Origin of the sequence: Paenibacillus sp. FSL R7-0204, from assembly GCF_038002225.1 — a bacterium.
GTDB lineage: Bacteria > Bacillota > Bacilli > Paenibacillales > Paenibacillaceae > Paenibacillus_AQ.
Map to the genome: position 1 here is coordinate 2,518,681 of NZ_JBBOCA010000001.1, position 13,949 is coordinate 2,532,629.

Below are 13,949 nucleotides of genomic sequence, written 5' to 3' on the forward strand. Positions count from 1 at the left end.
GCAAAATTAGCAGGGGGGAGCGCTTCTTGTGTATCCCGGCTAGCCGTGCCTGCAAGGCTAGCAACTATGTTAGGAGGTGAATGATGCGAAGCCTTTCGCTGTACCGCAAGTATTTTAAAGACAATATGTTCCTGCGCTTCACGCTAATCGTGTCCTGTATTTTCATAGCCACCATTATCGCTTTCTCTTATCTGGTGCTGCTGTTAATCTCGGATTCGGCTGTGCAGCGCCAGATGGATATCCAGCGCAAGAGTATGGAGAGCGTCAGCAACTATGTGGAGAACAAATATCAATCTGTTCAGGATATGCTCCGTGATGTGTACAGGGACGCGAGTCTAGCCAGTAATACGACCTTCCTGCTGGAGAATCCCTTAAGCGATTATATCGAGCACCGGCTGGACCGCTTTCTTCTGGGAGAACAGTCCACCTCGAACGCCATCCAGTATTTCCAGAACAAGATTGACGATGACCCCGATATCCGTGGCCTGATTCTGTACAGCGCCAACCAGCAGGTGATGTATTATTATGACAACCGCCGGCAGTTCGAGCGGATCTCGACCAATGCGGCGCATTCTTTTGTCCCCGATTCAATGGTGCTGGGTGAGGAGAGTGTCGTCTCGGTTCCGAATATCTGGGTGCTGAAAAGTATAGGTATGCCGGCAGCCCCGCTGTTCTCTGTGAAAATACCCATCAATAATAAGTCCTCGCTGCTCAATATCGGCCAGCTGCTGGTCTACTTCGATTCCGAGGCCATCTGGCAGGCCATGAATAATTATAAGCAGGACTTCAAAGGCGACATCCTTGTGCTCTCGGCCCAGAATGAAGTCATCTTCGATTCCTCAGGGAAGGGATACGGCCGGAAGCTGCCGAAGCTGCAAGAAATTAACGCTGGCGAGGAATTTACGATAGAGGGAATGGTCGTCACGAGTCTGACACAGAGCCAGGCGGGTTATACAGTGGTCAGCCTGATCTCGAAGCAGGAGCTGGCTGAGACCTACAGTAGTGCGCAGAGCACCATTGTGTCCATCGCACTGGTCTGTATTCTGTTTGCCGTGCTGCTGCCGGCAATGTTCATATCTAATTTTGCCAAACGGACCCACCGCATTATCCGCTTCACCCGCAAAGTCAAGAACGGGGATCTGAACACCCGGATTGTGGACGGCAAGGAAGATGAATTAGGCCAGATTGCCAAGAGCTTCAACAGCATGCTGGATGAACTGAACCAATATATCGACCAGGTCTATAAGGCGGAAATCAAACAGAAGCATACGGAGATCGCTACGCTGGAGGCCAGGGTGAATCCGCATTTTCTGTATAATACATTAGAGGTTATTCGGATGCGGGCGATTTCGAGCGGGGCGAAGGATGTGGGGGAAATGATCTACAGCCTGTCCATGCTGTTCAAGTCGTACGTCCGTCCGAAGCTGAAATATACGTTCAAGGATGAGCTGGAGGCCTGCCGCCTGTATCTGGAATTATTCCGTATCCGGTACAAGGACAGGTTCGCGTATACCATCGAATGCCGCCCGGAGCTGGAGGAGCTTCCTGTACTCAAAATGTCGCTGCAGCCGGTCATTGAAAACTATGTTCTGCACGGCATGCGGACAGGGCAGACTGATAATGTGATCCGTATTGTGATCACAGCGGAGCCGGAGCATATCCGGGTCAGGGTTACGGATAACGGCAAGGGCATTGCGGAGGAGCGGCTGGTCCGGCTCCGCGAGGTGCTGGAGGATCACGGCGAGTTGTCCGGGTCCGAGTCGTTCGGGCTGCGCAGTATTCATGAGCGGCTGAGACTGATGTACGGCAAGCCCTACGGCGTAGATCTGGAAAGTGAGGTGGGCACCGGAACAGAGGTTACGATTACTTTTCCATACCCGCTGAAGGAGGAGAACGCAGATGTATAAGGTGTTTATTGTGGATGATGAGCCGTTCATTCTTAGCGGCCTGCAGGATATATTGGATTGGGAGGAGCTGGGCCTCACGATTGCCGGGCAGGCGGAGAACGGGCAGGAAGCGCTGGAGCAGCTGCGGGAGATTCCGGCCGATATTCTGATTACCGATATCTCCATGCCGGTGATGACCGGTCTTGAGCTGATCCGCGCCGTCCGGGAATTCCGCCCGGACATGAAGGTGGTGGTGCTGAGCGGCTTCGATGAATTCATGTATGTGAAGGAAGGCCTGTCACTCGGGATCGAGAACTATCTGCTGAAGCCGATTAATCTGGAGGAATTCCAGCAGACGCTGGAGACGATTGTGGAGAAGCTGAACGTCTCCAGGCTGGATATGCAGTGGTGGGAATATACGAATTCCGTGCTAAAGGATAATGTGCTGCTGCGCTGGCTGCGGGGGCAGATTGATCCGCAGGAGCGCTCCGAGCGGCTGAATCTGATCGGTCTGCCGCTCAGCAGCCGTTATGTGCAGGTTGCCCTGCTACAGGTAGAGCCGGCAACGGATACCTTCAGGAAGAGGGTATCCGATCTGGCTGAGGCCGAGGCTTCGTTCTTCATGTTCTGGGATTCGGATAATGATCTGGTGCTGATACATAACTATGAAGAAGTCTCCGCCGGTGCGGCGGAGATGGCGTGCATGCTGGAGGAGATTAACGGCTTATGCACCGGCGGTGAGAAGCTGCGCTCGGCAGTGGGGTCGCCTGTGTACGGGGGGGACGCCGCTCCTGCAAGCTATGAGCAGGCGAAGCAGGCGCAGGAGTTCCTGGAGATTCACCCGGAGCGCAGCAGCATCTATTATGAGCAGCTGAGGGACCGGAAGGAGGATCTGGGGTCGGTCCTGCCGGGCGACTGGAGTGATTACGCCAAGCTCATTATGTCCAAGAATGCGGCGGGGCTGTCGGAGCAGCTGGAGCTATATTTTGCAGCCCCAAGTATGGACGGGTTAACGCCAGCGATGCTGGAGGAGATCTCGCTGGAATGGATTCTGTTCTTCCGGGTGCTGATCAAGGATATCCGCAGTGAAACGGAGCGGGAGTGTATTGCGGAGGGCTTGACGGCGATCCGCCGGGCGAATTCGCTGCCCGCACTGTCCGCTGCGCTCCGGCAGACCTCGGCAGGCATCATCGGGCTGCTGGACCGGGAGCTGAAGAGTCCGGTGGTGAATCAGGTGCTGAATTATATCGCGAAATCGTACAGTGAGGATCTGTCGCTGAAGAAGCTGGGCTTCATGTTCAACATTCATCCGGTGTATCTGGGACAGCTGTTCCATAAGACGACCGGTGAATCGTTTGCGGAATATATGAACCGCTACCGGATCGATAAGGCCAAGGAGCAGCTCCGCTCAACGAACCTGAAGGTTCAGGAGATCGCCAGGAATGTAGGGTACTGGGAAATGGGCTATTTCTACAAGCAATTCAAGAAATATGTCGGCATCTCGCCGACGGAATTCAAGGGGCTGCTGTGAGGCGGCCCCAGAGTTAAATCGTTACATACATTAGCCATGTAATTGTTGGAGAATATAGTTTGAACAATAACTCTCTTTTTCTGAGATGCTTTTTAACAGCCCTAATATAATTTTTGTATTATCAGGCTTATTTGTAATGTAGTTTTTTAGAATAATGTTTAAGGCGGTTTTAGAATTTTTAACATTACAGGCATAGCTAGTCAACAGCTCTTCAGGCAGGTGATGGATGTAACCGTGATTTTGCAAGAACTCAATGCAGCTTTGCTTAAGTAAATGATATTCTTGGATGACATACATATTTCGGACTACAGAAGAGTGCTCCATTTTGTGTTTTTTGTGAAGATATACATCTTCCAGAAAGGAATAAATAGAATTTCCGTATGCAGCTACATTATGTTCAAGGCCGAATGTGGAATATTGGTCCTGAGACAAGTTTACGTTATGTTCAAATGAATGATAAATTTTGTCTAAATTAAGATCAAAAATTTGCCCGATATCCAATTCTAATATGTAGGTGAACCCCGCCCAGCCGTCCGTATACTGGTTATTCACAAGCCCCTCATAAATGGAAGCATACGGAACAAGGTGGGTACAATAAATCATCTTATCGTTAAACCCGCAGACCTCAAATTCTTCCTTAAGGTCATCATATCCGTAAATGAATGTCTCGTGTATAAAATGTCTTTTTTGGTAGCTTGATCTGTTGTTTATATAAAATTCATCCATGAATAAATAAATATATTTCCCGGTGTCAATGTAATGCTTGAAAGTCTGGAGTAAATCTGAAAGGACTAAATCTGTATTTTTAATTTTCTCTACGTTCAGTAACGGGTAGGTCTCGGGGTGATCAATTATATTTCCTGTATCAAATACAATGTCCAAGCTGAAATCATGTTCAAACACTTTGAGATTTGTAAAATTAGTGTAAATCCAGTTATAGAAGCTGGGGTGAAAGGATGCCACGCTTAACGGAAAAGCATTATACAAATGTCCCCGAATCATTGGTTTTTGAATAGGCAGTATGTTTGCGTTCAATTTGCAATTCTCCACCTTTCTGTAAGCCATTGTCCTAATATTATACAGCATATATTTGGAAAAAGGTGGAGCGGTTTTTCTTTGTAAGCAGCGAATTAGTATAGTCTTTCTTTATTTCATACCTGAAAATATATAGTTTTTCTTCTATTTGAAACTGCTTTCATCTTATAAAGTTAAGGTATAGCTCAAGGCAAGCAGCAGCCGGGACGATCCGGTAAGCCTGAAAGACCAGACAGCTAATTAAAAGGGGGTACGGCAAATGAGTAAGAAAAAGAAACACTTCTCCTTGTTGTTGACAACGCTTTTAACCGTTTCACTGGCGCTAACGGCGTGCGGGGGGAACAGTAAGAACAATGCAGGCGGGGAAGCAGCTTCAGGCGGCAACAAAGCCTCGGAGGCTACCGAAAAGCCAGTAGAGCTGATCTGGTACACGATTGGGCCACCGCAGAAAGATATGGACAAGGTGCTCACAGAAGTCAATAAATACACACTTGAGAAAATCAACGCCACACTGAATATCAAAATGATCGACTTCGGCGACTATACACAAAAAATGCAGGTTATGGCAGCTTCCGGTGAGCCGATGGATATCCTGTTCACCTCTTCCTGGGCCTTCGATTATGTGCAGAATGCACGTAAGGGTGCCTTCCTGCAGCTTGATGATCTGCTGAAGAATCAGGGCAAGGGCATTGTGGATACGATTGATCCGGCTTTCCTGGAAGGCTCCAAGGTAGACGGTCACAACTATGCGATTCCTGCGAACAAAGAGCTTCCGGCTCAAGAGGTGTTCCGCTTCAACAAAGAGCTGCTCGACAAATACAAGCTGGATCTGACCAGCGTGAAGACGATGGCCGACCTGGAGCCGCTGCTCAAAACCATCAAGGAAAACGAGCCTGGAATCACTCCCTATGCGATGGTTAAGGACTTCATGCCGATCATGCCTTTTGACTATGTGATTGAGAAGATGCCGATGGCTGTCTATATGGACACCAAGGACTACAAAGTGGTCAACATCCTGGAAACTCCAGAGATCAAGGAAGCGCTTAAGACCGTCCGCAAATTCTATCAGGCTGGCTACATCTCTCCTGAAGTAGCGACTATAAGCTCGGTAGATGACCTGTACAAATCGGGTAAATGGTTCACCGATCGCGCCTCGACCCAGCCGCTGGCTGACAATTTGTGGTCCGCCAGCTATGGTTATCCAGTCGTGTCGACTCCAGCCAGTAAGCCTTATATCTACAACTGGTCCGTAATGGGTTCCATGCAGGCTATCTCGGCTAACTCCGCGTATCCTGAGAAAGCGATGGAATTCCTGAACCTGCTGAACACAGATCCTAAGCTGCGCAATATGATTGACTCCGGGATCGAAGGTGTGCATTACGAAAAAATTAGTGAGAATATGATGAAGAATCTGCCAGACGCGAAGAACTATGATATGTCAACGTTCTCCTTGGGCAACATCATGATTACCTATCTGAATGAAGGCGACCCTGAGAACAAATGGGAAGAATTCAAGAAGTTCAATGATGCCGGTATCAACGCACCGCTGCTCGGCTTCAACTTCGATACGTCCAAGGTGACGAATGAAATCGCCGCTGTTCAGAACGTGAAGGAAGAATTCTGGGCACCGCTGATGACCGGATCTGTAGATTCGGAAGAATACCTGACCAAGGCTAACGAGAAATTGAAGGCTGCCGGTCTGGATAAAATTATTGCCGAAGCTCAAACACAGATCGACGCCTGGAAAGCAGCGAATAATAAGTAGCATTCTATTAGAGGATCGGGCGGGTGATTAGACTTGGCCCGATCTTTTTGTATAAACGGAAGAATTTTCCGGCATAGGAGGAACTAGAAGTATGGGGAAAATAGGAAAGTCCGCCAAGGATATATTGAGAAATAAAGTGCTGCTGTTTATGGTTCTGCCGGGCACACTGTGGTTTTTATTCTTCTCTTACCTGCCGATGGTGGGTACGGTCATTGCGTTTAAGCAGTACCGCTTCAGCCGGGATGGCTTCTGGGCCAGCATCATCAACAGCAAGTGGGTCGGCTGGGATAATTTCAAATTTCTGTTCAGCACTAATGACGCCTATCTGATCACACGCAATACTCTTTTATATAACATAGCCTTCATCGGCCTGGGCCTGATTCTGTCGGTCCTGCTGGCGGTGGTGCTGTCCGAGATTGCCAATAAAAAACTGGCCAAGTTCTATCAGACAGGCATGTTCCTGCCGTATTTTCTGTCCTGGGTCGTTGTGGGCTACTTCGCATTCAGCTTCCTGAGCTCGGAGCGGGGCCTGCTTAACTCCCTGTTCGGCAGCAATATCGCCTGGTACTCGGAATCAAAATACTGGCCGTTCATTATTATATTCGTATTCCTCTGGAAGGCCGTCGGCTATAACAGCGTGGTCTATCTCGCCGCCATTATGGGTATAGACAAATCCCTCTACGAAGCCGCAATGATCGACGGAGCCAGCAAGCTCCAGCAGATCCGCAGTATCACGCTGCCGATGCTGAAGCCGATCATTATCATCATGACGCTGCTTGCGATCGGGAAGATTTTCTATGCCGATTTCGGGCTGTTCTATCAGGTGCCGAGAGATTCGGGGACGCTCTACAGCGTGACTAACGTAATCGATACGTATGTATACCGTGGACTTAAGACTACCGGCGAGATCGGAATGAGTACGGCTGCGGGCCTATATCAATCAGTGGTCGGGTTCGTGCTGGTTCTTACCTCTAATTACATCGTGCGCAAATTCGATAAGGACAGTGCATTATTCTAGGGAAAATTAAGGAAAGTGAGGTCATCCAAATGTCTGCTAACGCTGCGAAATCGCGCGATTTCCATCGGCTGTCGCCGGTGCTGAGTACCATCTTCAACTGTATCGCCGGAGGCTTTGCCATCTTGTGTATCTTCCCGTTCCTGTTCGTTGTCCTCATCTCGTTCACGGACGAAGGGGCGCTTGCGCGGGACGGCTATCGGTTAATTCCGGCCAAATGGAGTCTGGAAGCCTACAAATATGTATTTAGCTCAGGGGACACGCTGCTTCGTTCGTACGGAGTGACCATTGCGGTAACCGTCATCGGTACGATTGTCAGCCTGCTTATTATTTCACTTTATGCCTATGCCATTTCTCGTAAAAGCTTCAAATACCGCAATTTCTTCGCGTTCTTTTCCTTTTTCACGATGCTGTTTAACGGCGGGCTGGTTCCGACCTATATTGTGGTAACACAGATGCTGGGCCTGAAGGACAGCATTTGGGCGCTGGTGCTGCCGCTGGCGGTGAATGCTTTTTACATTATGATTCTGCGTACCTTCTATATTACCAGTGTGCCTGATGCGCTGATCGAATCGGCCAAAATCGACGGCGCGGGAGAGTTCCGCACCTTCCTGAAAATTGTGCTGCCGCTGTCCCTTCCGGGCCTGGCGACGATCGGGCTGTTCAGCACGCTCGGGTACTGGAACGACTGGTTCAACGCCCTGCTCTATATTGACAATCCGAACCTGGTGCCGCTGCAGTCCATGCTGATGCGCATTGAGACAAGCATGCAGTTCATTCTGCAGAACTCGCAGAACAGTTCATTAAGCCTGGAGGCCCTACGCAACATGCCGCAGGATACCTCGCGTATGGCGATGGTGGTGCTGGCTACAGGACCGATTATCTTCGCTTATCCGTTCTTCCAGCGTTACTTCATTCAGGGTCTTACGGTTGGGGCAGTTAAGGAGTAAGCTTCGAATCCAAATCTTAAATATATTTTATATAGATCAAAGGAGAGAGGGTGGAGCCAGGATGTTATATAGAGACCGTACACAGCCCGTCAAAGAGCGGACAGAGCATCTGCTTGGGCTGATGACGCCGGAAGAGAAGGTCGGCCAGCTGGTGCAGCTGTTCGGATGGCAGACCTATGATCATACAGATGGAACGATAGAGTTGACAGAAGACTTCAAGCGCCAGATCCGCGAAGGCGGTGTCGGCGCATTATACGGAACCCTGCGTGCCGATCCCTGGACAGGGGTTACGCTGGAGAGCGGGCTGGATGCGCGGGCTGGAGCGGAGGCAGTGAATTCGATTCAGCGTTATGCCCTTGAGCATTCCAGGCTGGGTATTCCGCTCTTAATCGGTGAGGAGTGCTCACATGGTCATATGGCCATCGGGGCCACGGTATTTCCGGTTCCGCTGCTGATCGGCAGCACCTGGAATGTGGACCTCTACCGGGAGATGTCCCAGGCGGTCGCGCGCGAGACCCGTGCTCAGGGCGGCGCTGTAACCTATTCCCCGGTGCTGGATGTGGTACGTGATCCGCGCTGGGGCCGGACCGAGGAATGCTTCGGAGAAGATCCGTATCTCATCGGCGAATATGCCGTAGCGTCTGTGGAAGGACTACAGGGCGACCGGCTGGACAGCGCGTCCAGCGTGGGGGCAACCCTCAAGCACTTCGTTGCTTATGGCAGCTCTGAGGGCGGCCGGAATGCTGGTCCGGCGCATATCGGCAAGCGCGAGCTGCTGGAAGTCGATATGTACCCGTTCCGCAAAGCGGTGGAAGCCGGTGCGGTCTCCATTATGCCGGCCTATAACGAGATTGACGGCGTGCCTTGCACTACGAACCGGGAGCTGCTGGAAGAGATTCTGCGCGGTGAATGGGGCTTCGAGGGCATGGTCATTACCGATTGCGGTGCGATCGATATGCTGGCCTCGGGCCATGATACAGCGGACAGCGGGGAGGATGCAGCCGTACAGGCACTTACCGCCGGGATTGATATGGAGATGTCCGGCGTGATGTTCGGCGGATATCTGCTTACGGCGCTGCGCTCCGGACGGCTGGATGAGAAGCTGGTGGACCAGGCGGCAGCGCGTGTGCTGGAGCTGAAGTTCCGGCTGGGCCTGTTTGAGCAGCCATATGCCGATCCTGATGTGGCAGAGCAGGTGATCGGCAGCGCGGAACATGCGGAGCTGGCGCGGAGCGTTGCGGCAGAAGGGATTGTGCTGCTGAAGAATAACGGCATTCTTCCGCTGGCGAAGGATAAGGGTACGGTTGCCGTGATTGGGCCGAACGCAGACATCGGCTACAATCAGCTTGGCGATTACACCTCGCCGCAGCCGCGTGACCGTGTGGTTACAGTGTTGGCTGGAATACGGGCCAAGCTTGCCGTGCAGCCGGAGCGGGTAGGTTATGCACCAGGCTGCCGGATCAAGGACAACTCCACCGAGGGCTTCGAGCTTGCGCGTAAGGTGGCGGCCGAAGCGGATATTATTGTGCTGGCCCTCGGCGGGTCGAGTGCCCGTGACTTCGGTGAAGGCAGCATCGATCTGCGGACCGGAGCCTCGAAGGTGACGGAGAATACGCTTAGCGATATGGACTGCGGCGAAGGCATCGACCGCATGTCACTTCATCTGTCCGGTGTTCAGCTGGAGCTGATGAAGGAGCTGAAGGCGATTGGCAAGCCGGTAGTCGTTGTGTATATCAACGGACGTCCCATTGCCGAGCCGTGGATTGATGAGCAGGCGGATGCCATTCTGGAAGCCTGGTATCCGGGTCAGGAGGGCGGTCATGCCATTGCTGATATCCTGTTCGGCGATGTCAATCCGTCCGGCAGGCTGACTCTCTCCCTCCCTGAGGATGTAGGGCAACTGCCAGTGTATTACTTAGGCAAACGTTCCCGGGGAGTACGCTATCTGGAAGGGAATTCGCAGCCGCGTTATCCGTTCGGCTTCGGACTCAGCTATACCGAATTCAGCTATAGCGGAATACAGGTAGAGCCAGCGGTGATCACAGCAGACGGAACGGCTGAGGTTACAGTGGAAGTGGAGAACACAGGCTCCCGCAGCGGTGCGGAGGTCGTGCAGCTATATATTTCCGATCTGGTCAGTAAGGTGACTAGACCGGCCAAGGAACTCAAGGGCTTCCGCAAGATCGTACTGGAGCCGGGAGAGAAGCAGAAGGTGAGCTTCACGTTGAATGCAGAGCATCTAAGCTATATCGGGACGGATTATAAGCTGGTGGTCGAGCCGGGAAGCTTCCGAATCGGTGTCGGCAGGAATGTGAACGATACGCTGAATATAGATCTTACGGTTACGGAGGACTAAAGATGGAGCAGATACACATCGAACGGATTAACCGGTTCATCCGGGAATGCTCACAGCAGCAGTGGCTGGAATACCGGGTGCTTGACGACTGGAAAGTCTTCTCCACCATCTACCGGCAGCCGGGACACTATGACGAAGCACAGCCTTATTCGGGCAGTGAAGCGTTCGGATTGTTTCCGAGTGTGCAAGGCACCACCTATTACTTCCGCACTACCCTGGATATCCCGGCGGACTGGACCGATGCGGACACCGGGCTGATCTTCCACTCCGGCGGCGAAGGGCTGTTGCGTGTGAACGGAGCCTCGCGGCAGGGGATTGACCGCAATCATACCTATGCTTCCCTGAATCCTCAGACGGGCGGCAGACACCCGGAGATTGAGATTGAGCTCTATGATCCGATCCCTGAGCCGGATGATCCGCTGAATAAGCAGGCGGTCATTCAGCCGCCGGTCCGGTCGATCACCGCAGCGCTGGTCAGAGTGAATCTGCCTGTACAGTCGCTGATGTATACAGTGACCGTCATCCGGGATTCGATGCTGCTGTTGCCGGAGCAGGATTTCCGGCGTGTCCGTATGCTGGAGGCGCTGCATCAGGCGATGGATGCTTATGTGAATTTGGGACCTGCAGGCGCGGCGGACAGCAGCGGAATACAGGTGATTGAGCAGGAACTGGTGGCAAAAGTGAAGGCCATCGGCGGCAACAGTGAGGGCTTCATTCATATGATCGGGCAGTCGCATATCGACATCGCCTGGTTATGGCCTACCCGGGAGACGGTGCGCAAGACCAGCCGGACCTTCTCAAGCGTACATGCCCTGATGGAGGAGTACCCGGAATACCGCTATGCCCAGAGCCAGCCGCAGCTGTTCGCTTATCTGAAGGACAATGATCCAGAATTATATGAGAAGGTGAAGGCACGGATTCAGGAAGGCCGGTGGGAGCTGGTCGGCGGCATGTGGGTTGAGCCGGATCTGAATATTCCCAGCGGGGAATCCCTGATGCGGCAGATGCTGTACGGGCAGCGGTTCTACCAGGAGGAGTTCGGACAGCAGTCCGAGATTGAATGGCTGCCGGATACCTTCGGCTATTGCGCTTCCCTGCCGCAGATCCTGAAGCACGGCAAGGTCCGTTACTTCATGACCACGAAGCTCGGCTGGAATGACACGAACCTGTTCCCGTATGACCTGTTCCACTGGGTCGGCATCGACGGGACAGCGCTATTATCTTATATGAACCATGGCGTGAATGAGAATACGCTGCCGAAGGATATCCATGAGCACTGGCAGTCCTATCGCCAAAAAGCCGTTCACAGCGAGCAAATGCTGCTCTACGGACACGGGGACGGCGGCGGCGGCGTGACGAGGGAGATGCTGGAATACCTGTCGCGCTCGGAGCTGATGGTGGGTCAGCCTGCCTCCGGCTACAGCACGGCGGCAGATTTCTTCGCCGGGATCGAGCAGGCTGCACCTGAGTTGCCGGTCTGGCAGGGCGACCTCTATCTGGAGCTGCACCGGGGAACCTATACCACCCATGCGCGGAACAAACGCAATAACCGCAAGGCCGAGATTCTGTACCGGGAAGCTGAGCTATGGCAGACCCTTACAGGACACCAGTTGACACCGCAGCGGCGGGAAGAGGTAGGGCAAGCGCTGCATGAAGGCTGGAAGCTGATTCTGCTCAACCAGTTCCATGATATTATCCCTGGCTCGTCGATTCCCGAGGTCTATGAGACTTCGGACAAGGAATACAAGAACATCTTCATCCTTGGGGAGAGCAGCCTGAAGTCCGTCATGGAGGCTGCCGTATCAGCTATTGATACCCGTGGAGAGGGACAGCCTTATGTCATCCTGAACGGACTGGGCTGGACACGGGATATGGTGGCCCAGCTTGCGGTTGCTCCAGGAGTAGAGCTTACCCATCCGGCTGTATATGACGGGAACGGAACACGGCTTCCGGCAGAGCTGACTACAGCAGGAAAGCAAACGGTGCTCCGTGTGCGGGTGCCGGAGGTGCCGGCTTTCGGGTATGTAACCGTGTGGCTGCGGGAAGAGGAGCAGCAGGGGGCAAACGCATCGGATGCAGGCAATAACTCAATCTCTGCGGCGAAATCCGCTATGTTCGATGACCGCTGGGAGACCGGCTACTACCAGCTCCAGTTCAACGAGCTGGGCGAGATCATCAGCCTGTATGACAAGGAAGCCGGACGTGAGATTGTGAAGTCCGGGGAAGCGTTGAACCGGCTGCATTTCTTCCATGACCGGCCGATTCTATGGGATGCCTGGGATATTGACAGCCGGTATGAGGAGCAGCCTGCCGGAGCAGCGGTGCTGCTGGAGAAGCGGCTGCTCTCCACAGGACCGGTCTGCGATGTACTGTTCTTCCGCTGGAGTCTAGGCCAATCGGAAATACAGCAGGAGCTGATCCTGTACCACACCGACAAGCGGATCGACTTCAAGACGAAGGTTCAGTGGCACGAAGCCCACAAGCTGCTGAAGGTTGGCTTCCCGATTGATGTAGTGACCAGCAGGGCCACATATGAGATTCCGTTCGGCGCACTGGAGCGGACTACGCACCGCAACACCAGCTGGGAGCAGGCACAGTACGAGGTCTGCGGTCACCGGTATGCCGATGTGTCGGAGCATGACTATGGCGTCAGCCTGCTGAACGACTGCAAATACGGCTACGACACGCAGGGCAGCACCATCCGTCTGTCCCTGCTGCGCGCTCCGCGCTGGCCGGATCATTCAGCGGATCAGGGAGAGCATGAATTCACCTATTCGCTCTACCCGCATACCGGAGACTGGCGTTCGGCGCATACCCAGCGCAAGGCCGCTGAGTTGAATCACGCTTCCTGCGCGGTAGCCTGCGAGGCAAGTGCAGGGCAGCATCCGTCCACCGGTTCTTTCCTTCCCTACGAAGGGAAGCAGGTAGTACTGGATACCGTCAAGCTGGCGGAAGATGGACGCGGCAGTATCCTGCGGCTGTACGAATCAGCCGGTGGACGTGAGACGGTACGGATCAACTGGCCGCTGCCGCACTCCGCTCTCTATCTGTCCAATGCACTGGAGGAAGAGACTGAGCTGCTGCCGGATGAAGACGGCGTGCTGACGCTGACCTTCCATCCGTTCGAGATCAAGACGATTAAGATCATTCATGCTGGATAGAAGCACACAACTATATAGATTGAACTTGGGATTTAAGTTAAGGAAAAAGTGGCGGAGGGGAATTTTGGAACTGTAGGAGCGTTAGCGTCCGCCTGAAAGCTTTCCGTAGGAAAGCTCGCATCGTAAGCATCAGCTGTCTGCGGATTTCAACCATTAAAAAAGGAACAAATCAAGAAATCTGCAGAAGGGCAGCGGCCGGAAGTCCAAAACTTCTCTGGAGTCACTGCCAATTCCAAAAACATAAGTCCAG

The 13,949-nt window shown here is 52.8% G+C and carries 8 protein-coding genes; 7 read left to right on the forward strand and 1 reads right to left on the reverse strand.

Going from position 1 to position 13,949, the window contains the following annotated elements; all coding sequences use genetic code 11:
• Positions 1-80: 80 nt before the first annotated feature.
• Positions 81-1,907, forward strand: a complete 1,827-nt coding sequence (locus MKX42_RS11155; protein ID WP_340752557.1) for a cache domain-containing sensor histidine kinase — start codon at positions 81-83, stop codon at positions 1,905-1,907.
• The gene (locus tag MKX42_RS11160; protein WP_340752558.1) at positions 1,900-3,417 is read left to right on the forward strand and encodes a response regulator transcription factor; all 1,518 of its coding nucleotides are present in this window, start codon (positions 1,900-1,902) and stop codon (positions 3,415-3,417) included. The genes MKX42_RS11155 and MKX42_RS11160 overlap by 8 nt, the downstream gene beginning before the upstream one ends.
• 30 nt (positions 3,418-3,447) lie before the next feature.
• On the opposite strand, the gene MKX42_RS11165 is transcribed toward MKX42_RS11160, so the two are convergent.
• Entirely contained in the window at positions 3,448-4,452 is a 1,005-nt protein-coding gene (locus MKX42_RS11165; protein WP_340752559.1) for a hypothetical protein, read from the reverse strand.
• 259 nt (positions 4,453-4,711) lie between these two features.
• Between MKX42_RS11165 and MKX42_RS11170 the strand changes: the two genes are divergently transcribed.
• From MKX42_RS11170 to MKX42_RS11190, 5 genes are all read left to right on the forward strand, one after another.
• Positions 4,712-6,217: an ABC transporter substrate-binding protein gene (locus MKX42_RS11170; protein ID WP_340752560.1), complete on the forward strand. Its 1,506-nt coding sequence runs from the start codon at positions 4,712-4,714 to the stop codon at positions 6,215-6,217.
• 91 nt (positions 6,218-6,308) lie between these two features.
• Complete coding sequence (locus MKX42_RS11175; protein ID WP_340752561.1) at positions 6,309-7,235, forward strand: ABC transporter permease; 927 nt, start codon at positions 6,309-6,311, stop codon at positions 7,233-7,235.
• Between the two features lie 29 nt (positions 7,236-7,264).
• Positions 7,265-8,182, forward strand: a complete 918-nt coding sequence (locus tag MKX42_RS11180; protein ID WP_340752562.1) for a carbohydrate ABC transporter permease — start codon at positions 7,265-7,267, stop codon at positions 8,180-8,182.
• Positions 8,183-8,243: 61 nt separating this feature from the next.
• Positions 8,244-10,538 (forward strand): glycoside hydrolase family 3 N-terminal domain-containing protein, encoded by a 2,295-nt coding sequence (locus MKX42_RS11185; protein ID WP_340752563.1) that lies wholly within the window; start codon positions 8,244-8,246, stop codon positions 10,536-10,538.
• A gap of 17 nt (positions 10,539-10,555) precedes the next feature.
• Positions 10,556-13,699 (forward strand): alpha-mannosidase, encoded by a 3,144-nt coding sequence (locus MKX42_RS11190; protein WP_340757667.1) that lies wholly within the window; start codon positions 10,556-10,558, stop codon positions 13,697-13,699.
• Positions 13,700-13,949 lie beyond the last annotated feature (250 nt).

Excerpts from the sequence above, each read along its gene's own strand:
- MKX42_RS11155 (WP_340752557.1), top strand. The coding sequence starts at position 81 with ATGATGCGAAGCCTTTCGCTGTACCGCAAGTATTTTAAAGACAATATG.
- MKX42_RS11160 (WP_340752558.1), top strand. The coding sequence starts at position 1,900 with ATGTATAAGGTGTTTATTGTGGATGATGAGCCGTTCATTCTTAGCGGC.
- MKX42_RS11170 (WP_340752560.1), top strand. The coding sequence starts at position 4,712 with ATGAGTAAGAAAAAGAAACACTTCTCCTTGTTGTTGACAACGCTTTTA.
- MKX42_RS11175 (WP_340752561.1), top strand. The coding sequence starts at position 6,309 with ATGGGGAAAATAGGAAAGTCCGCCAAGGATATATTGAGAAATAAAGTG.
- MKX42_RS11180 (WP_340752562.1), top strand. The coding sequence starts at position 7,265 with ATGTCTGCTAACGCTGCGAAATCGCGCGATTTCCATCGGCTGTCGCCG.
- MKX42_RS11185 (WP_340752563.1), top strand. The coding sequence starts at position 8,244 with ATGTTATATAGAGACCGTACACAGCCCGTCAAAGAGCGGACAGAGCAT.